At 64.3% G+C, this 19307-nt stretch carries 15 protein-coding genes; 10 read left to right on the plus strand and 5 right to left on the minus strand.

The genetic code is table 11. The annotated features are described in order from the left end of the window. Positions 1 to 122 precede the first annotated feature (122 nt). Positions 123 to 1778 (plus strand): electron transfer flavoprotein-ubiquinone oxidoreductase, encoded by a 1656-nt coding sequence (locus tag ACX3OW_RS05060; RefSeq protein ID WP_459094633.1) that lies wholly within the window; start codon positions 123 to 125, stop codon positions 1776 to 1778. Between the two features lie 243 nt (positions 1779 to 2021). Next, positions 2022 to 2783, plus strand: a complete 762-nt coding sequence (locus ACX3OW_RS05065; RefSeq protein ID WP_459094634.1) for an SDR family NAD(P)-dependent oxidoreductase — start codon at positions 2022 to 2024, stop codon at positions 2781 to 2783. A 105-nt stretch (positions 2784 to 2888) separates the two neighbouring features. Here the strand turns inward: ACX3OW_RS05065 and ACX3OW_RS05070 are convergent, their stop codons facing one another. Then, positions 2889 to 4031, minus strand: a complete 1143-nt coding sequence (locus ACX3OW_RS05070) for an acyl-CoA dehydrogenase family protein (RefSeq protein WP_459094635.1) — start codon at positions 4029 to 4031, stop codon at positions 2889 to 2891. A 154-nt stretch (positions 4032 to 4185) separates the two neighbouring features. Further along, a complete protein-coding gene (locus tag ACX3OW_RS05075; RefSeq protein WP_459094636.1) occupies positions 4186 to 5355 on the minus strand; it encodes an acetyl-CoA C-acyltransferase in 1170 nt (389 codons plus the stop codon). A 133-nt stretch (positions 5356 to 5488) separates the two neighbouring features. Here ACX3OW_RS05075 and ACX3OW_RS05080 point away from each other — a divergent pair, with 133 nt between their 5' ends. From ACX3OW_RS05080 to ACX3OW_RS05090, 3 genes are all read left to right on the plus strand, one after another. Next, positions 5489 to 6427: an NAD(P)H-dependent flavin oxidoreductase gene (locus ACX3OW_RS05080; RefSeq protein WP_459094637.1), complete on the plus strand. Its 939-nt coding sequence runs from the start codon at positions 5489 to 5491 to the stop codon at positions 6425 to 6427. A gap of 101 nt (positions 6428 to 6528) precedes the next feature. Beyond that, positions 6529 to 7653: a metallophosphoesterase family protein gene (locus tag ACX3OW_RS05085; protein WP_459094638.1), complete on the plus strand. Its 1125-nt coding sequence runs from the start codon at positions 6529 to 6531 to the stop codon at positions 7651 to 7653. Next, the gene (locus ACX3OW_RS05090; RefSeq protein ID WP_459094639.1) at positions 7650 to 10283 is read left to right on the plus strand and encodes an AAA family ATPase; all 2634 of its coding nucleotides are present in this window, start codon (positions 7650 to 7652) and stop codon (positions 10281 to 10283) included. Before ACX3OW_RS05085 ends, ACX3OW_RS05090 begins: the two co-directional genes overlap by 4 nt. Here the strand turns inward: ACX3OW_RS05090 and ACX3OW_RS05095 are convergent. The 3 genes from ACX3OW_RS05095 to ACX3OW_RS05105 are packed head-to-tail and all read right to left on the minus strand — an operon-like array spanning position 10280 to position 13429. Continuing rightward, the gene (locus ACX3OW_RS05095) at positions 10280 to 11710 is read right to left on the minus strand and encodes a M81 family metallopeptidase (protein WP_459094640.1); all 1431 of its coding nucleotides are present in this window, start codon (positions 11708 to 11710) and stop codon (positions 10280 to 10282) included. The two genes, ACX3OW_RS05090 and ACX3OW_RS05095, sit on opposite strands and share 4 nt — an antisense overlap. Further along, the gene (locus tag ACX3OW_RS05100) at positions 11710 to 12900 is read right to left on the minus strand and encodes an MFS transporter (RefSeq protein WP_459094641.1); all 1191 of its coding nucleotides are present in this window, start codon (positions 12898 to 12900) and stop codon (positions 11710 to 11712) included. Before ACX3OW_RS05100 ends, ACX3OW_RS05095 begins: the two co-directional genes overlap by 1 nt. A 49-nt stretch (positions 12901 to 12949) precedes the next feature. Then, positions 12950 to 13429 carry a hypothetical protein gene (locus tag ACX3OW_RS05105; RefSeq protein ID WP_459094642.1) on the minus strand — a complete coding sequence of 160 codons (480 nt, stop codon included), beginning with the start codon at positions 13427 to 13429 and terminating at the stop codon, positions 12950 to 12952. A 353-nt stretch (positions 13430 to 13782) separates the two neighbouring features. Here ACX3OW_RS05105 and ACX3OW_RS05110 point away from each other — a divergent pair, with 353 nt between their 5' ends. From ACX3OW_RS05110 to ACX3OW_RS05130, 5 genes are all read left to right on the plus strand, one after another. After that, entirely contained in the window at positions 13783 to 14937 is a 1155-nt protein-coding gene (locus ACX3OW_RS05110) for a Gfo/Idh/MocA family protein (protein WP_459094643.1), read from the plus strand. 12 nt (positions 14938 to 14949) lie between these two features. Continuing rightward, positions 14950 to 15837 carry a carbohydrate ABC transporter permease gene (locus tag ACX3OW_RS05115; protein WP_459094644.1) on the plus strand — a complete coding sequence of 296 codons (888 nt, stop codon included), beginning with the start codon at positions 14950 to 14952 and terminating at the stop codon, positions 15835 to 15837. Between the two features lie 92 nt (positions 15838 to 15929). Continuing rightward, positions 15930 to 16772, plus strand: a complete 843-nt coding sequence (locus ACX3OW_RS05120; RefSeq protein WP_459094808.1) for a carbohydrate ABC transporter permease — start codon at positions 15930 to 15932, stop codon at positions 16770 to 16772. 151 nt (positions 16773 to 16923) lie between these two features. Continuing rightward, positions 16924 to 18105: an extracellular solute-binding protein gene (locus tag ACX3OW_RS05125; protein ID WP_459094809.1), complete on the plus strand. Its 1182-nt coding sequence runs from the start codon at positions 16924 to 16926 to the stop codon at positions 18103 to 18105. Positions 18106 to 18184: 79 nt separating this feature from the next. After that, entirely contained in the window at positions 18185 to 19261 is a 1077-nt protein-coding gene (locus ACX3OW_RS05130) for an ABC transporter ATP-binding protein (protein WP_459094645.1), read from the plus strand. Positions 19262 to 19307 lie beyond the last annotated feature (46 nt).

The raw sequence follows: 19307 nt of genomic DNA on the forward strand, positions 1-19307 counted from the left end.
CAAAGCTGGATTGCCGGGACAAGCCCGGCAATGACGGGGGTAGGGGAATCCGGGTACAACTACCCCGCTGAGCTTCACCATCGTCCGCCGTGGCGCGCATAAAAAACAGGAAACATACCCCGATGACCGAGCGCGAAAGCATGGATGTTGATGTGGTGGTCGTCGGCGGCGGTGTCGCGGGCCTCTCCGCCGCCATCCGGCTCAAGCAATTGGCCATGGCCAGCCAGACCGAATTGTCCATCGTCGTGCTGGAAAAAGCCGCCGCCATCGGCGCCCATGTGCTGTCCGGCGCCGTCATCGACCCCATCGGTCTGGCCACCCTGTTCCCCGATTGGCAGGCGCGCGGCGCGCCGCTCAAGACCCCGGTCACCAGCGACCGCTTTACCCTCCTGGGCAAGACCGCCAGCTTCGGCATCCCGCAATTCCTGCTGCCGCCGGTCCTGTCCAATCATGGCTGCTACATTGCCAGCCTCGGCGCCGTCACTGCCTGGCTCGGCGAGCAGGCCGAAGCCATGGGCATCGACATTTTCCCCGGCTTTGCCGCCACCGAGCTGCTCTATAGTGAGGACGGCTCGGTCAAGGGTGTCGCCACCGGCGATCAGGGCGTCGGCAAGGATGGCCAGCCTAAACCCAGCTACACCCCCGGCATGGAACTGCACGCCCGCTACACGCTGATCGCCGAAGGCGCGCATGGCTCGCTGGCCAAGCAGCTCATCGCGCAATTCAAACTCAGCGCCGATAGCGACCCGCAGCATTATGGCCTCGGCATCAAGGAAGTCTGGGAAATCGACCCGGCTTTGCACCGCGAGGGCCACACCGAACACACTCTGGGCTGGCCGCTCGATGACCGCACCGGCGGCGGCGGCTTCATCTATCATGCCGCCGACAATCAGCTGTTTTTGGGCTTCATCACCCATCTCAACTACGAAAATCCGCGCCTCTCCCCCTTCGAGGAAATGCAGCGCTGGAAGACTCATCCCCATATCAAGCCGCTGCTGGCTGGCGGCAAGCGCATCGCCTATGGCGCCCGCGCCGTCACCTCGGGCGGCTGGCAGTCGATCCCCGAACTGGCCTTTCCCGGTGGCGCGTTGGTCGGCTGCGCCGCCGGCTTCATGAATGTGCCCCGCATCAAGGGCAGCCACACCGCCATCCTCTCCGCCATTGCCATGGCCGAAGAAGTGTTCGCCGCATTGCAGGCCGGCCGCAGCAACGATCTGATCGCCGACGCCAAGCGCAAGGTGACGGATGGCGCCATTGAGCGTGACCTGCATCTGGTGCGCAATGCCAAGCCGTTGCTGAGCAAATTCGGCACCATGCTGGGCATGCTGCTGACCGGCATCGATCTCTGGTGCCAGACTCTATTGCGCTTTTCGCCCTTCGGCACCCTGCGCCACCCCAAGCCCGATTACGCCTATCTGCGCCCGGCCAAGGATTTTTCTCCCATCGCCTATCCCAAGCCCGATGGCACCGTCACCTTTGATCGCCTGTCCTCGGTCTATCTCGCCAATATCGGCCATGACGAAGACCAGCCGGTCCATCTCAAGCTGACCGATCCAGCCGTGCCAGTGGCCTATAATCTGCCGCTCTACGACGAGCCGGCCCAGCTTTACTGTCCGGCCGGCGTCTATGAGATCGTCGAGGTGGACGGCCAACCCCAATTCCGCATCAACGCCGCCAATTGCGTCCACTGCAAAACCTGCGACATCAAGGACCCGGCCCAGAACATCACCTGGGTCCCCCCCGAAGGCGGCGCCGGTCCCAACTATATCGGCCTGTAGCTAACCCGGAGCGCCGTACGCCTGACTAAGCCGGTGTGCGTGGCCCCACCCCACCCTCAATCCCTCCCCATCGAGGGGAGGGAGGCGCAGGTTGCGAGGCTGGTGTTCATCGTCTCCCTCCCCCTTGTGGGGAGGGATCAAGGGTGGGGGTGTCTCACGCACCGGCCTCGTGATGCCCCTCTCGACACACCCACCCATGCCCTCTAGCGTCACCCAACCAGTTCGCTAACCCGGAGCGCCACCATGCAAACCCAGGACACAGTGGCCATCATCAGCGGCGGCGCCTCCGGTCTGGGCGCGGCCACCGCCATCGCCCTGGCGGCGCAGGGCGCCCGCGTCGGCATTCTCGATTTCAATCAGGCCGGCGCGGAAGCCATCGCCCGCCAGATCGGCGGCGTCGCCCGCAAGGTTGACGTCACCGATGCCGCCAGCGTCGAAACCGCCATGGCCGAGATCGCCGCCGAACTCGGTGGCCCGCGCATTCTGGTCAATTGCGCCGGCATCGCCCCCGGCAAGCGGATCCTCGGCCGCTCGGGCATCATGCCGCTCGACGATTTCAGCCAGGTCATCGCCGTCAACCTGATCGGCTCGTTCAATGTCATGCGGGTGTTTGCCGGCCTCGCCGCCGAGCTGGAGCCGCTGGCTGATGGCGAGCGCGGCGTGATCATCAACACCGCTTCGGTTGCCGCCTATGAAGGCCAGATCGGGCAGGCCGCCTATGCCGCATCCAAGGGCGGCATCGTCTCGCTCACTTTGCCGGCGGCGCGCGAATTGGCCGATAGGGGCATCCGCGTCATGGCCATCGCCCCCGGCATTTTTGAAACCCCGATGCTGGCCGCCATGACTGACGAGGTCCGGGCCGGCCTCGCCGCCGCCGTGCCGTTTCCGCGCCGGCTCGGCACCGCTGCCGAATATGCCAGTCTGGCGCTGCACATCATCGGCAATGTCATGCTCAACGGCACGGTGCTACGCCTCGATGGCGCCCTGCGCATGCAGCCCAAATAGAGCGTTTCACGCCACTCGAAATCGTCGGCTCTTTCGCCCCCTCGCCCCTCAGGGGAGAGGGTTGGGGTGAGGGGTGAAGGCCCATCGGCAGGAGCCGGAGAGGCCCTATTCCGCCAGCGCCTCCAGATGCCGTGCAATCACCAGCCGCTGCATTTCGCTGGTGCCTTCATAAATCTGGCAGACTTTCACGTCGCGATAGATGCGCTCGACGGCAAACTCATTGAGATAGCCATAGCCGCCGTGAATCTGGATGGCGTCCGAGCACACCTTCTCGGCCATTTCCGAGGCAAACAGCTTGGCCATCGAGGCTTCGGCAATTGCCGGCCGGCCGGCTTCGCGCAGGCTCGCCGCATGCAGCATCATCTGCCGCGCCACCGCAATCTGCGTCGCCATATCGGCCAGCTTGAACGCCACCGCCTGATGCTTGAGCAGCACCTCGCCAAACGCCACTCGCTCCTGCGCATATTTGACCGAGGCCGCATAGGCCGCCCGCGCCATGCCCACCGCCTGCGCCGCAATGCCGATCCGTCCGCCCTCGAGATTGGCCAGCGCAATCCGATAGCCCTGTCCCTCGTCGCCGAGCAGCGCCTCGGCCGGCAGCGCCATGTCCGCGAACACGATCTGCGCCGTGTCGGACGCGCGCTGCCCCATCTTCTCCTCAATCCGCGCCACCTGATAGCCGGGCGTCGCCGTCGGCACGATGAAGGCGCTGAGCCCGCGCTTGCCGGCGGTAGGGTCGGTCACCGCAATCACAATGGCCACATCGGCATTCTGGCCCGAAGTGATGAACTGCTTGGCCCCGTTGAGCACATAACCGCCATCGGTCTTGCGCGCTCTGGTGCTGATCGCCGCCGCATCCGATCCGGCCTGCGCCTCGGTCAGGCAAAACGCTCCCAGCCATTCCCCGCGCGCCATCTTGGGCAGATAGGTCGCCTTCTGTGCCGCGCTGCCAAACGCCAATATCGGCGCACAGCCGACCGAGCTATGCACGCTGAGCACCGTCGACAGCGCCCCGTCGCCTGCCGCGATTTCCTCGATCGCCAGCGCATAGGCGATATAGCCGGTGTCCGAGCCGTCAAATTCTTCGGGCACCAGCATGCCCATCAGCCCCAGCGCCCCCATCTCGGCGACCTGCTCATGTGGAAACTGCTTGCTCCGGTCCCATTCGGCGGCAAACGGGGCAATGCGCTCGGCAGCGAAGCGCCGCGCCATCTCGCGCACCATGCTCTGGTCATCGCTCAAAATCATGCCGTTGTTCCCTTGGGTTAAGTCAGCTCTTGCCGGAGCATGGCGAGCCCCGATCCGTTCCCTCCCCCTTGAGGGGAGGGTTAGGGTGGGGTGTCGTGGCGTCCATACGCACCGAGAGGGGAGGGAGCCCATTGGGCCCCCGGCCCACCTCTCCCTAGCCCAGCAACTCGACGCCCATCGCCGTGGCCTCGCCACCGCCAATGCAGATCGCCGCCACCCCGCGCTTGCCCCCACTCGCCTTGAGCGCATGCAGCAGGGTGATCAATATCCGCGCGCCCGAACAGCCGATCGGGTGCCCCAGCGCACAGGCCCCGCCATGCACATTCACCTTGTCGGCGGGCAGGTCGAGGTCGCGCATCGCCGCCATCGCCACCACGGCAAAGGCCTCGTTGATTTCAAACAGGTCGACCATGCCCGCCGACCAGCCGGTCGCGGCAAACAGCTTTTCCATCGCCCCGATGGGCGCGGTGGTGAACCAGTTGGGCGCTCCGGCATGGCTGGCATGGCCGACGATCCGCGCCAGTGGCACCAGCCCCAGCCGTTCGGCTTCGCCCAGACTCGTTACCACCAGCGCTGCTGCGCCATCCGAGATCGACGACGAATTGGCCGCCGTCACCGTGCCATTCTCCCGAAACGCCGGTTTGAGCAGCGGGATTTTCTCCGGTCTTGCCTTGCCCGGCAATTCGTCCGCCACGAAGTCGCCGATAGCGACGATCTCGTCGGCAAAAGCCCCGCTGGCAGTAGCGCGCTGCGCCCGCTCCAATGAGGTCAGCGCAAACGCGTCCTGCTGCGCCCGCGAAAATTGATAATGCTCCGCCGTGTCCTCGGCAAAGCTGCCCATCGAGCGGCCCTTGTCATAGGCGTCTTCCAGCCCATCGAGAAACATGTGGTCGAACATCTGCCCATGCCCCAGCCGATAGCCGGAGCGGGCCTTGTCGAGCAGATAGGGCGCGCGCGACATGGCTTCCATGCCACCGGCCACCACCGTCGTGGCGCTGCCGGCGCGGATCAGATCATGCGCCAGCATCACCGCCTTCATGCCCGAGCCGCACACCTTGTTGATGGTGGTCGCGGGCAGGGCGTCGGAGAGCCCCGCGCCCAGTGCCGCCTGCCGCGCCGGGGCCTGCCCCAGTCCGGCCGACAACACACATCCCATGATCACTTCGCTGATCGCCTCGTCGGCCACCCCGGCGCGCGCGATCGCCGCCCGAATGGCGATGGCCCCCAGTTCGGTGGCAGCGCTCTTGCTTAGCGCTCCCTGAAACGCCCCGATCGGCGTGCGCGCCGCGCCGGCAATGACGATGGAATTGGCTTGATCGGACATGCTCCCCCTCCCAGGTTCGCCGCCCGCGTGGAGCGTTGCCCAAAACTATAGCATCGCATGCAGACAAACGGCAGAAATCTGTCAGCATGCTGCCAGCATGCTGGTGAAAGCTGCAAGAAAATGGAGGCGTTTCGTGCCGATTTCTTCTGCGTTGAGCAACTTGAAACTGCCCGCCATCGCCGCCCCGATGCTGTTGATTTCCAACCCCGATCTGGTGGTCGAAGTCTGCCGCTCCGGCCTGATCGGCACCTTCCCCGCCCTCAACCAGCGCAGCACCGCCGGCTTCGAAGCCTGGATGGTTGAGATAAATCAACGGCTTGCCGCATTCGAACGCCCCGCGCCCTGGGGCGTCAACCTCGTGGTGCACAAGACCAACACAAGGCTCGAAGCCGATCTCGACGCCATCCTGCGCCACCGCCCCCCGCTGGTCATCACCTCCCTCGGCGCCGTCCGCGACATCGTCGAAGCCGTCCACTCTTATGGCGGTTTGGTGTTCCACGACGTCATCTCCCGACGCCACGCCGAGAAGGCCGCAGCGGCCGGAGTCGACGGGATTATCGCGGTTTGCGCCGGGGCCGGGGGCCATGCCGGCACCTTGTCGCCCTTTGCCTTCGTCGCCGAAATTCGCTCGATTTTTGCTGGCACGATCGTGGTTTCCGGCGCCATCAGCCACGGCCGCGACATCGCCGCCGTCCGCGCCATGGGCGGCGATCTGGCCTATATCGGCACCCGCTTCATCGCCACGCATGAGGCGGCGGCCAGCGAGCCTTACCGGCAGATGCTCGTCGACGCCAACACCGCCGATATCGTCTACACGCCGGCCATTTCCGGCGTGAACGCCAATTTCCTGCGCCCCAGCATCGCGGCCACGGGCATGGACCCGGACAATCTCACCCATCGCGGCGAACTCGATATGAACAACGCCCAGGCCTGGAAAACCGTCTGGTCGGCCGGCCATGGCGTCGCCGCCATCCACGACATACTAAGCGTCGCCGAACTCTGCGCCCGCCTCAAAACCCAATATATCGAAGCCATCCAGGCCCTCGCCACCGACCCGTATGTCGCGCTGTAGCCGCGGGTATCCGGCCCTTTTCTCCACTATCACCCGCTCATATGCCTCCTTGGCACCACCCCGGTTGCATTTGCCGTCAGTCTCGGGTTTGGGTGGATGCGATGTTTCGATTCCTGCACAGTTCCGATCTGCATCTGGGCAAGCGTTTCGGCAATTTGCCCGACGATTTGCGCGGCCGGCTGCGCGAGGCCCGGCACGGCGCCATTGCCCGGCTGGCGGCGCAGGCCCAGGCCCATAATGCGACGTCCATTCTGTTGGCCGGCGACACCTTCGATACCGAAACCCCGACCCCAGCTATCCTGCGCCAGGCGCTGACCGAAATGGGCCATCACCCGACGCTGAGCTGGGTAATGCTGCCGGGCAATCACGATAGCCTGCTGGCCGATCAATTATGGGATGCGGCCCGCGCCGCCGCCCCGCCCAATGTGGTGCTGGCCACTGCCGCCACCCCGTTGACTTTGGCGCCCGGCGTCATGCTGCTGCCCGCGCCCTGCACGGCGCGGCGTCCCGGCCGCGACCTGACCGAGTGGATGGTCGACGCCCCCACCCCCGAGGGCAGCCTGCGCCTCGGCCTCGCCCATGGCGCGATCCAGCAATTCTCCGAGGATGCGGCCGCCTCCGATGTCATTGCCCCCAATCGCGCGACTTTGGCGGGGCTGGACTATCTGGCGCTGGGCGACTGGCATGGCCAGATCGCCGTCAATCCGCGCACCTATTATAGCGGCTCGCCCGAGCCCGACCGCTTCAAGCATGAGCGCCCCGGCTCGGCCCTCTTGGTCACGCTGGCCGGCCCCGGCGCGCCGCCCGAGGTGACGCCGGTCGAAACCGCCAGCTTTGCCTGGCGCGATCTGTCGCTCGACCTGCTCTCGAGCGAAGACGGTGTCGAGGCGTTGACCGCCCTGTTGCCGCCCACCTCAGCCCGACGACAAACCCTGCTGCGCGTCATCGCCAGCGGCCGCACCAGGCTCGCCGGTCGCACGGCGCTGGCCGCAGCCCTGGCGCAGGTCACGCCCGATTTCGCCCATCTCGAATTCGACGCCACCGGCCTCGCCACCGATTGCGATAGCAGCGATCTCGACCAGATCGATCGCGCCGGCGCCTTGCGCGAAGCCGCCGATGCGCTGCTGGCCGAGAGCCAGGACGACGCCCGTTCGCAGGGTGAGCGCGAGATCGCCCAGGCGGCTTTGGTGCGGTTATTCTCCTATTGCGAGGCGGTGGCGCCATGAAGCTCACCGCGCTGCGGCTGCATAATGTCAAACGCTTCGGCGGCCATGGCGTCGCCATCGAGGGCATTGGCGATGGCGTCAACGTGCTCACCGCCGCCAATGAATTCGGCAAATCCACCGCCTTCGAAGCGCTGCATGCGCTGTTCTTCCAGCCCCATACCGGCACCGGCAAGACGGTGCAGCTGCTGCGCCCCTATAGCGGCGGCAATCCGCTGGTCGAGGCCGATATCACCACTGCCGAAGGGCAGTTCCGGCTGACCAAGCAGTTCCATGGCGGCAAGCGTGCCGAGGTGCGCGATCTGCTCAGCGGTCGGTTGCTGGCCCAGGCCGATGAGGCCGAGGCGTTCATCAGCGAATTGACGCGCGGCGGCAGCGCCGGCCCGGCCGGACTGCTCTGGGTGCGCCAGGGCATTACCGGCATGGAGCGCCAGACCAATAATGAGCAGGAGAGCGACAAGCGCGTCCGCGAAACGCTGCTCAGTTCGGTGCAGGGCGAGGTCGAAGCGCTGACCGGCGGTCGTCGCATGGCCGACATTCTGGCTGCTTGCGAAGGCGAATTGTTCAAGCTGGTCACCGCCACTCTGCGCCCCAAAGCCGGCGGTCGTTATGCGGCTGCCATCGAGGAGCGCGACCGGTTGCTGGTTGAAGAGATCCGCCTGCGTGCGGAGGTCGACTCCCTGCGCGAGGCACTGGACAAGCGCCGGCAGGCGCTGGCCCGGCTGGCCGAGCTGGAACAGCCCGAGGAACGGCTGGCGCGGCGCGAGGCCATCACCGCCGCCGAAGTCGCCTTCGAGGCGGCAAAGTCGCATAATGAAGCGCTCAAGGCCGCCGAGGCCGAAGCCGCTTTGGCCCGCCACCGCGCCGACAGCGCCACTGCCACGCTAGCCGACTATCAGGCCGCTCTCGACCGCGCCGCGCAACTGGCCCAGCGTCTGGTCAAATTGCAGCAGCAGCGCGATGACGCCCTGACCCGGCGCGCGAGTCTCACCGCCGATAGCGACACCGCTGGCTTGGCCATCGGCGCGGCCGAAGCCGAGGAGCGCGAACACCGCGAGCTGCTGACCCGGCTTGATCTGGCCCTGCGCGCCCGCGATGCCGCCGAAAAACTCACCCTATTGCGCGCCCAGCTTGCCAAGGCCGAAGCCGCGCGCGAGGGCGTTGAGCAGGGCGAGGCAGCTTTGGCGGTGCTCGCCATTCCGGCTAAAGCCATCGCCCAATTGCAGGAAATAGAACTCGAACTGGTGCGCCTGCGCGCCGCGCAGCAGGCCACCTTGCCGACCGTCCGGGTGGACTACCAAGCCGGGGCCGTCCTGCTCACCCAGGCCGGAACGGCGCTGGCGGACGGGCAGGAGCTGGGCTTTGCCAATACGTTGCGCCTCGACATTGCCGGCGTTGGCACGCTCACCCTGCGCTCCAATCGTCCGGCCGAGGCCGATCAGGGTATTGCGCAGGCGACGGCCCGGCACAGCCAGCTGCTGACCAGCCTGGGCGTCGATGGCCTCGCCACCGCCCAGCAGCGCCAGGCCGACGCCCAGCAAAAATCCGCCGATCTGGAACTGGCCCGCCAGCGCCTCGCCGATCTGGCGCCGCAGGGCATTGCCCGGTTGCAGGCCGATATTGCTCAACTGGCCGAAGCCAGCACCGGTGATCTCGAACTCAAGGGCGATCTGGCCCAGCTCCGGCAGGCGCACGCCGCCGCTCAATTGCAGATGGATTCCGCCCGCAATGGCGCCCGCCAGTTGCAGCCCATGCTGGCGCAGGCCGCCAATGAGGTGGTTGCCGCCGAAACCGCGCTCGCCGGGGCCATGGCCGATCAAGCCACGCTCGACGCGCTGCTCGGTCCAAGCGCCGGGCGCCCCGCACGGCAACAGGCCCTGCGCGATGAGCAGGCCAAGCAGCAAACCGCCTTCGCCGCCGCCGAAGCGCAGGCGGCGACGCTGCGGCCACTGGCGCATGATCTGGCCGCTGCCGATGCCACGCTACGCCGCCTGCGGTCGGTGGTGGATGCAGCGGCGCAGGCGGCTAGCCAGTTGCAGGTGACGCTGGCCGATCTTAACGGCCATATCAATGCCCGCGCCGAGAGCGCCATCGAGGAAAACTGGCAGGAAACCACCGAAGCCCTCACCAGTGCCAACGCTGCCGTAGCGCGGTTCAAAACCGAAATCGACGTGCTCGACCGGCTGCGCGGCAGCCTGATCGCCGCCCGCTCGGCCGCCCGCGACCTTTATCTCAAGCCGGTCGTCACCCAATTGCGTCCGCTGCTCGGCCTGCTGTTCGACGATATTTCCATCACCTTCGACGAGGATACGCTGCTGCCGCAGACCGTGCGGCGCAATGGACAGGATGAAGAGGTCGACCGCCTTAGCGGTGGCATGCGCGAGCAGTTGTCGGTGCTGACCAGGCTGGCCTTTGCCCGGCTGCTGGCGCGCGATGGCCGGCCAGCCCCGGTCATCCTCGATGACGCGCTGGTCTATTCCGACGATGACCGCATCGAGCGCATGTTCGACGCGCTGCACCAGCAGGCGCGCGACCAGCAGATCCTGGTATTCTCCTGCCGCCAGCGCGCCTTTTCCCGCCTCGGTGGCAATGTGCTGCAAATGCAGCCCTGGGTGCCGCCCGGCCTGAACTAGGCCCGCGCCGACCACAGAATTTGCGGGCTAAAGGCAAAATCCTTGTCGAACGGATATTGCTGGCCGGTCTTATGTTTGCGCTCCAGCCGCTCGACAAACTGGTCGACCACGCCGGGCGACAGTGCCATCAGGCTCGGATTGGCCAGGGGCCCCAGATCGGGCGAGAGATAGCCCGATTTCACCACCACGATTTTCGCTGTCCGCGGATCGAGCCCCAGCCGGGTGAAATCCCCCAGATTGTGGAAGGGTCGCCGCCGCGCCGTCAGCACCAGATCGATGCCGCCGATCCGCACCACAGCCTCGCGCCGGGCTGCGTCAGTAGTTTCGAGCAGAAACACCACTTTGGCTGCGGCTTTGACCGGCGTGCTCGCCGGATCAAGGCTCCCGCCAATGCTCAAATCCAGCGTCGCACCGACCCCGGCTTCATAGGCCGCCTCAGTCGCCGCTGCGTCGGCAATGCCGGCAAACACCACGCCCTGCGCGTTCCGCGCAATCAATTCCGCCAGCACTTCGGCCCGGTCACCCACGCCGCCGCCGGTGGGATTATCCCCCGACTCGGCCAGCACCACCGGCGCGGTGGTGGCGCTCACCGCCCAGCCGACGCATTCGGCAATGCTGCCCACCTTGGTGCCAAAGACGAAGTCTTTGCGGATGTCCCAATAGCCCTGCGCCAGATGCTGCGCTGCCGCTGTCATCGCGGCTCGGTCAGTGCCGGTGATCACCGCGCAGGCGGTGGCACGCGGCTCGTCGGCCCAGACATAGCCCACCTGAAATGACGCATCCCAAATGCCAGTGGGGTCTTCCACCTCCTGCAGTTGCGCATAAAAGCTGCGCGCCGGCTCATCCTGCGTGCAGGTGCGCTCGCCCGGCAGCAACACCGGCACCGGGGCCCAGGCCAGCACGGGTCGTTGACCGGTGCGCAATGCCCGCACCAGCATGGTCACCGCCCGCCGCATGGTGTCCGGAACGTCGATATGTGGCGCCGTGCGATAGGTGGAAAAAATATCGAGACTGTCGATGATTTTTTGGCTGATATTGCCATGCAGGTCATAGCTGGCCGCGATAACCACATCCGGGCCTATGACGGCGCGGACTGCCGAAATGAAATCACCCTCGGCGTCGAACAGATCCTCGACAAACATCGCCCCATGCATCGCCAGATAGACCCCGTCCAGCGGCAGCGCTGCCTGCAGCCCCGCGAGGATTTCGGCCTTCCAGCGCTCATAGAGCGCCCGCTCGACCGGCCCGCCGGCAATCGCCCTCGCATGCAGGATGGTGATGAACTCGGCTGGAAAATGCGTCAGGAAATCAAAATAGCCATCCTTGAGCATGGCGGAGCCGCGCAGCACGCGAAAATCCGCCTCGCGGGCCAGCACGGGATTATAGGTGCTGCATTCCATATGCAGCCCGGCAACGGCGATGCGCATCACAGCACTCCTGGAACTTCGGCTTCAGCATTACTGGTCGTCGGCGCGGTTTTGTGCGTCGCCAGCCGCCCGGTCAGCAGCAGGCTCACCAACAGCACTGGCACAAGGCAGGCAATGCCGGCGCGCATGTCGAAATGCTCGGCGACAAAGCCGATCATCGGCGGCCCGACCAGAAAGCCGAGCAGAGCGACAAAGCTGAGGATGGCGACATTGGCCGAGGCGGTGCGGTCGGTGAGGCTCGCCGCGGCAGTCACGGCCAGCGGGAAGCCCACCGATACCCCGAGCCCGATAATGGCAAAGCCCACCAGCGCCAGCACCGTATTGGGCGCCACAAACAATAGCGCCGCGCCGGTTACGGCCAGCGTGCCGCAAATGCGGGCGGTGTTCACTGCGCCAAAACGGCGCTTTAGCCGGTCGCCGCCAAACCGTCCGGCCGCCACCAACATGGCAAAGACCGAATAGCCCAGCCCAACCACGCCGGCTTCGGCGCCCATCACATCGCGCAGGAAAATCGCCGACCAGTCGGCCATCGCCCCCTCGGTCATGGTGATGCCGAAGACGAAAAAGCAGATGCCCAGGAGCGCCCAGCTCGGCAGCGCCCACACCGAGCGCTGGTGTTCACTGCGCGGCGGTTCAGGGGCATGCACGGGCAGGGCATTGCTGGTGAGCAGCGCCACTGGCAACACCAGCAGCGCCACCAGCAGGATCGCCCATTTTGTCTCCAGCCCCAGCGCCGCCAACCCCGAGCCGATCAGGCTGCCCACCATGATGCCGACCGACCAGAAGCCGTGCGAGGTGGTCATGATCACCGAACCGGTGGCTTTTTCCACCGCATCGGCCTGCACATTGAGCCCCAGCTCGACAAAGGAAATTGTCGACCCCGCCAGCATCAGCGCCACGAACAGCATGGCCGGGCTCATCGCAAAAGCCGGCAGGCTGACGGCGATGGAATAGAGCACGAAGCCGCCCAGGATCGCCAGGCGCGGCCCGATTTTGCCCACCAGCGGCCCGGCAAAGGGCAGCGTCAGCAGCGTGCCGCAGGGCAGGCCGAGCAGCGCAAAGGCCAGCCCCGCCGGCCCCAGCCCCAACGCCTGCTGCACATCGGGAATGCGCGGCAACCACGACCCAAAGGCAATCGGTTGCAAAAAGAAGACCAGCATGGTCAGGCGTTGCGGATTGAGGAAGGACATTTTTGTCTCTTGCTGAGAGGGCCGTTCCAACTGTGGTTGGAATGAAAACTCAGGCGCCCATCGGATAGGGCAGATAGCCGGCGAAGCCGGTCAGCTTCCACACGCCGGCGACCTTGCGGCAGAAATACAGCGTCTGCCAGTTCAGCGTGTCCTTGCCGCCATCGGCCAGCGCGATGGAGCCGTCGAACTTTTTGTGGGCGATGGCGATGTCGCCATTGATCTCGATTTCGGTGAGGCTGGTGGCGCGGTGAATGCCGGTTAGTACGTCTTCGGCATAGACCAGCTTCTGGCTGGCCTGGGCCTGGGCGATCCAGTCGTCGCGATAGGCTTCCAGCGTTGGGAAGCTGATGCGCCAGGCATCCGGATTGCCCGACTTGCCGCCATTGATGCCAAGGAAGCCCTCCTTGATGAAATCACCATCCACCATGCTCCAGTCGGCGGCGACAAAGGCGGCGATATCGCGCTCGACCAGCATGGTCCAGATGGCGCTGCGGTCGGCATCATTGGGGAAGGGATTGCTGCTGCTCATGAAACTTCTCGTGGGGACGGGCAGGCCGACCATCAGTGTTGCAAATTTTCATTGGACCCCTTGGCGTGAAAGCAGTCGCAAGAGCCCAGATGAATACCAATTGCGGTATGCTGCCCGTTTCAGATCTGCTTGTCCACACCCCGAGCCGCCGGAATCGCCGAACAATGCCCCGGAAATTAAGCGAAACCCCAGGCTTTCCGGTAATCGTCAGGGGTGGTTTAAATTGGTATTGAAATCGTGACGATTCCATGTTGACATTGGTTTTGAAACGACCCTAATCTTGAAAATCGTTTACAAAACTACACAACCGATCCGACAGAGATTGGCAGTTTTGGCGCAGGGAGAAGCACAGTATGCGTGTTGGCATTATCGGCCTCGGATATCGTTTGGGCTATCTGGCGCGGGTCTTCTCCGCTGCCCGGCCGGACTTTTCCGTTGCTGGATATGTGGACCCGGCGCCCGCCGGGCTGCCCTATGCCACCGAGAACGGTATTGCCGTCGGCAAGCGATATGACTCGCTCGAAGCGCTGCTCGATAATGAACAGCTCGATCTGCTGATGGTGGGTTCGCCCAACCATCTCCATCTCGGTCACATCCGCACCGGTCTCGAGCGCGGCATGAAGATTTTCACCGAAAAGCCGGTGGTGACCTCGGTCGAGGACACTATGGAACTGGCGCGGCTGATCGCCCAATATGGCTCCGACAATCTGATGGTCGGGTTGGTGCTGCGCTATGCCCCCCTTTATGTCGATCTGCGACAAGCCCAGGCCGATGGTCTGCTCGGCGACATCACTTCCATCGAGGCGTCCGAGCATATTCCGCCCTATCACGGCGCGTTCTTCATGCGCGACTGGCGCCGCTATGAGCGCTATTCCGGCAGCTTCATGCTGGAAAAATGCTGCCACGACCTCGATCTCTATAACGGCGTCATGGGATGTCGGCCGCAATATGTATCGAGCTTCGGCGGCCGCCGCAGTTTCGTGCCCAAGAACGCCCCGGCCGCGGCCGGCATCAACGACATGGAAGTCTATCACCGCAAGCCGAGTGGCTGGATGGGCAGCGACAAGGTGTTCGACAGCGATGGTGACATCATCGATTTCCAGACCGCCATGGTGCAGTACGCCAATGGCGCTGCACTCACCTTCCACACCAATCTCAATGTCCCCGACGACTTCCGGCGCTTTGCCGTGATGGGCGCCAAGGGCATGGCCGAAGGCGATTTCATCCGCAATTTCCTGCGCGTCACCGACTCGCGAACCTCCGACCGGCTGGTCGACACCAGCTACAAGGTCGGCGGGCTGAGCCAGCATTACGGCGCCGACGAACAGATGGCCGAGGATATCCTCACCCATGTGCTCGATGGCGCACCGCTGCCGGTCTCGATCACCGACGCATTGGAGGCGGGGCTATTGGCGCTCACCATGGATCAGGCGATGCGCAGCCGTTCCGTCATCGACATGACCCCGATCTGGCAGCAATTCGATGCCGCCCTCGGGCGAGCGAACTGAGGAGATCACCCGATGACCAGCACCCGAAGCGCTGCCCTCTTCGCCCTGGCCCTGCTGGCTCCGGCCCTGATCTACATCCTGATTATCGTCGCCTATCCGCTGCTCGACACCATCATCCTGTCCTTCACCAATGCCTCGCTTCGTCCGACCTATGATTTTGTCGGCTGGGCCAATTACGAGCGCATCTTCGGGGCCGGAAACTTCACCAGCGTCATCATCCGCACCTTCGTGTGGACCTTCTTTTCGGTGTCGATCAAGATGATCATCGGCATGTGCGGCGCCGTGCTGCTCAATGCCGCCATTCCCGGCCAGGCGCTGTTCCGCATCCTGACCATGCCGCCCTGGGTGGTGCCGATGGCCATCGGCATCTTCATGTGGGGCTGGATGTATAACGGCCAGTTCGGCATGATTTCCGGCATGCTGCAGAATTTCGGCTTCGCCAGCCGTCCCATCGCCTGGCTGGCCTATGGCGACACCGCCTTCTGGGCGACGATCATCACCGACGTGTGGATCGGGGTGCCGATGGTCACCATCTATTTCCTCGCCTCGATGCAGTCGATCCCGCGCGATCTGCATGAAGCCGCCTGGACCGATGGCGCCGGCCGCTTCTATCGCTTCCGCCGCATCACCCTGCCGCTGATGGTGCCGGCGATCATCACCATGAGCCTGCTCAGCCTGATCGCCACCTTCAACTCGTTCGACATCATCTGGATCCTGACCCAGGGCGGTCCGTCCGGCTCCACCACCACCATGATCATCGACACCTACAAGACCGCCATTGGCAGCCGCAAATATGGCGAGGGCGCCGCCCGCGCCGTGGTCATCTGCATCTTCGTGTCGCTGTTCTGCATCGCCTATTTCCGGGCAGTCCGTAAGCTGTCGATGGGAGAAGCCAAATGAGTGATCTTGCCCGCTCCACCGAAATCGCCCAGCCCGCCATCATCGACACCGGCATTGTCGCCAAGCCGCGCAAGGTCCGCGCCGTCAAGGCGATGATCGACCGCTACAACTGGTACGAGGTCGCCGCGCTCTATGCCGGCATGGCGCTGTTCCTGTTCTTCATCCTGGCGCCCTTCATCGAGGGGTTCCTCGTCTCGCTCAAGCCCTTGGCGCAGCTGTTCTCCACGCCCTACAGCTTCATCCCGAAAAAGGCATCTTTCGACGCCTATTTCCAGATTTGGCAGTCAGTGCCGCTGCTGGGACTCTATATTTTCAACTCGTTCTTCATCTCCACCGTGGTGACGGTGATCGTCATCGCCGTGGTGGTGCCCGCCTCTTATGCCTTCGCCCGCTTCCAGTTCACCGGGGCAGGGATGATGCTGGGCGGCTTCCTGGCGGTGAACATGTTCTCGGGCGCGGTGCTGCTGATCCCGCTCTTCCGCCTGATGCGCTCGATGGGCCTGCTCAATACCTATTGGGCGATGATCGTGCCGGGCGCCGCCTTCCTCATTCCCTCGTCCATCTGGCTGCTGCGCACCTATATGATGCGCATTCCCAAGGAGCTGGACGAGGCGGCCTGGGTCGATGGCGCCAGCCGGCTCTACACCCTTCGCCGGGTCATCCTGCCGCTGGCCATGCCGGGCATCGTCGTGGTCGCCATCATGACCTTCATCGGTGCCTACGCCCAGCAGTTCATCTTTGCGCTGACCTTCAACTCGAAATCCGAATTCATGCCGCTGCCGATCGGGCTATTCGCCTTCTTCGGCAAGCAGGAAGTGATCTGGAACGAGCTGATGGCCGCCAGTTTCGTCGGCATTCTGCCGGTCATGATCGTCATCGTGTTCCTGCAGCGTTACCTCGTGGCCGGGCTGACTGCCGGCGCGATCAAGCAATAATGTCGCGCCGGCAGGAGGGCCGGCCGACATCGGGAGTTCTAGGCCGGAATCGCCAGAGTCCGGTCAAGGGAAAGCGTCCTTCAGGGCGTGCAACAAGGGAGACTAACAAGTGAACAAACTGACCGGACTTCTCACCGTGTCGCTGCTGGCCATGGCCGCAGCTGCCCCCGCGACGTTCGCCCAGGATGTGAAGGAAATTACCTTCATCAACTGCGGCGACGAACTGACCGCTGGCTACGCCGAATATTTCGCCGAATGGGAAGCCGCCAATCCGGGTTACAAGATTGCCCCTGAGCTTGTTGGCTGGGGCCAGTGCCAGGACAAGGTGACCACGCTCGCCGCCGCCGGCACGCCCGTTGCCCTGGCCTATGTTGGCTCGCGCACCCTCAAGCAGTTCGCCCTCAACGACCTGATCGTTGAGATCCCGATGACCGACGAAGAAAAGGCGAGCTACTACAACTACGTGCCCGAAACCGTCACCATCGACGGCACCCAGTGGGGCGTCCCGGTCGCGTTCTCGACCAAGGCGCTGTTCTGGAACAAGGGCCTGTTTGAAGCCGCTGGTCTCGATCCCGAAGTGCCGCCCAAGACCTGGGCTGAGGAAGTCGAATTCGCCAAGATCATCTCGGAAAAGACCGACGCTGACGGCTTCGGCGTGGTCGCCAAGACCTTCGACAATACCGTGCACCAGTTCCTGCATTGGGTTTACACCAATGACGGCCTGGTGATCGACGGCGAAAACAATATCGTGCTCGACAGCCCGCAGAATCTGGAAGCGCTGACCGCCCTGCACGACATCACCGCCTATGCCGAAGAAGGCCCGACCGCTTACGAGCAGAACGAAGTTCGCGCCATCTTCTTCGACAACAAGCTCGGCATGATCCATGCTGCGGTTGGTGCCGTTCGCCTGCTGGAAGATACCGAAATCAACTGGGGCGTGGCGCCGCTGCCGCTCGGCCCCAGCGCCAAGGGTCCCGGCACGCTGCTGATCACCGACTCGCTGGCCGTGTTCAAGGGCTCGGGCGTTGAAGACAAGGCGGTTGAGTTCGCCAAATTCCTCACCGCGCCGGAACGCCAGTGGGAAGCTGAAATGGCCCAGGGCCTGACGCCCTTGCGTCCGCTGCAGCCCCAGACCGATGAACTGGTTGCCGAAAAGCCCTACTGGAAGCCGTTCCTTGACGGCATCGAGTTCGGTGGTCCCGAGCCGCTGTTCACCGACTATATCGGGTTCCAGAACGTCATGATCGAAATGGTCCAGTCCGTGGTGACCGACCAGGCCGAGCCGGCCGCTGCCCTCACCAAGGCTGCCGGCGAACTCGAGCAGTACAAGTAAGGTCCTCCGACCTGGCCGTCGCCCCTATCTGGGGCGGCGGCACCCTCCGATACCAAGTCCTTTAGCCGGAGACGCGATCATGTCGCAGTTGAGCCTCAAGCACCTCGAAAAATCCTTCAACGAAGCCCGCATCATCAAAGGCATCGACCTCGAGGTTTCTGAGGGCGAGTTCGTCGTCTTTGTCGGCCCCTCGGGCTGCGGCAAGTCCACTTTGTTGCGCATGATTGCCGGGCTTGAAGAGGTGACCGCCGGCGAGATCACCATCAGCGATCGCGTCGTCAACGACCTGCCGCCGGTACAGCGCGGCATCGCCATGGTGTTCCAGAGCTACGCGCTTTATCCGCATATGACGGTCTATGAAAACATCGCCTTCCCGCTGCGCGTCGAACGCCTGCCCCAGGCGCAGGTCGATGAACGCGTGCAGGCCGCCGCCAAGGTGCTGCAGCTCGAACCGCGCCTGCAGCATCGCCCGGGCCAGCTCTCCGGCGGCCAGCGTCAGCGCGTCGCCATCGGCCGCGCCATCGTGCGCCAGCCCAAGATTTTCCTGTTCGACGAGCCGCTTTCCAACCTCGACGCCGCGCTCCGCTCCGAGATGCGCATCGAGCTGATGGAGCTGCATAAGCGCCTCGGCTCCACCATGATTTACGTGACCCATGATCAGGTCGAAGCCATGACCATGGCCGACAAGATCGTGGTGCTCGATGCCGGTACGATTTCCCAGGTTGGCTCGCCGCTCCAGCTCTATCACAAGCCCGATAACTTGTTCGTCGCCGGCTTTATCGGCAGCCCCAAGATGAACTTCATCCACGGCAAGGTGCGCGCCGCGGACGGCACCACCGCCACCATCGATCTGGGCTCGCTCGGCACCATCGCCATTCCGCGCAGCAGCAAGGCCATTGCCGGCCAAGCGGTGACGCTGGGCGTGCGCCCCGAGCATTTGCGGCTCGGCGCAGGTGCTTTCAGTATGGACATCACCCCCAAGATCGTCGAGCAGCTCGGCATCCACTCGGTCGCCTATTCGACGCTCCCGGCCGGCGAGAATTTCATCGGCCTGTTCGAGGGCAATCCCGATCTGGAAGACGGCAAGACCGTCCGCATGGGCTTCGATCTCGACAAGGTCCACCTCTTTGATCAGGCGGGTCTGGCGGTCTACTAGGGGCCGGCGGCGCCGAGCTGATTCAGCGCCGTCACTGACCGCTTGA

Source organism: Devosia sp. A449, assembly GCF_054489375.1.

Excerpts from the sequence above, each read along its gene's own strand:
- ACX3OW_RS05120 (WP_459094808.1), top strand. The coding sequence starts at position 15,930 with ATGATCGACCGCTACAACTGGTACGAGGTCGCCGCGCTCTATGCCGGC.
- ACX3OW_RS05110 (WP_459094643.1), top strand. The coding sequence starts at position 13,783 with ATGCGTGTTGGCATTATCGGCCTCGGATATCGTTTGGGCTATCTGGCG.
- ACX3OW_RS05060 (WP_459094633.1), top strand. The coding sequence starts at position 123 with ATGACCGAGCGCGAAAGCATGGATGTTGATGTGGTGGTCGTCGGCGGC.
- ACX3OW_RS05065 (WP_459094634.1), top strand. The coding sequence starts at position 2,022 with ATGCAAACCCAGGACACAGTGGCCATCATCAGCGGCGGCGCCTCCGGT.
- ACX3OW_RS05075 (WP_459094636.1), bottom strand. The coding sequence starts at position 5,355 with ATGTCCGATCAAGCCAATTCCATCGTCATTGCCGGCGCGGCGCGCACG.
- ACX3OW_RS05125 (WP_459094809.1), top strand. The coding sequence starts at position 16,924 with ATGGCCGCAGCTGCCCCCGCGACGTTCGCCCAGGATGTGAAGGAAATT.
- ACX3OW_RS05085 (WP_459094638.1), top strand. The coding sequence starts at position 6,529 with ATGTTTCGATTCCTGCACAGTTCCGATCTGCATCTGGGCAAGCGTTTC.
- ACX3OW_RS05105 (WP_459094642.1), bottom strand. The coding sequence starts at position 13,429 with ATGAGCAGCAGCAATCCCTTCCCCAATGATGCCGACCGCAGCGCCATC.
- ACX3OW_RS05095 (WP_459094640.1), bottom strand. The coding sequence starts at position 11,710 with ATGCGCATCGCCGTTGCCGGGCTGCATATGGAATGCAGCACCTATAAT.
- ACX3OW_RS05100 (WP_459094641.1), bottom strand. The coding sequence starts at position 12,900 with ATGTCCTTCCTCAATCCGCAACGCCTGACCATGCTGGTCTTCTTTTTG.
- ACX3OW_RS05130 (WP_459094645.1), top strand. The coding sequence starts at position 18,185 with ATGTCGCAGTTGAGCCTCAAGCACCTCGAAAAATCCTTCAACGAAGCC.
- ACX3OW_RS05090 (WP_459094639.1), top strand. The coding sequence starts at position 7,650 with ATGAAGCTCACCGCGCTGCGGCTGCATAATGTCAAACGCTTCGGCGGC.
- ACX3OW_RS05070 (WP_459094635.1), bottom strand. The coding sequence starts at position 4,031 with ATGATTTTGAGCGATGACCAGAGCATGGTGCGCGAGATGGCGCGGCGC.
- ACX3OW_RS05115 (WP_459094644.1), top strand. The coding sequence starts at position 14,950 with ATGACCAGCACCCGAAGCGCTGCCCTCTTCGCCCTGGCCCTGCTGGCT.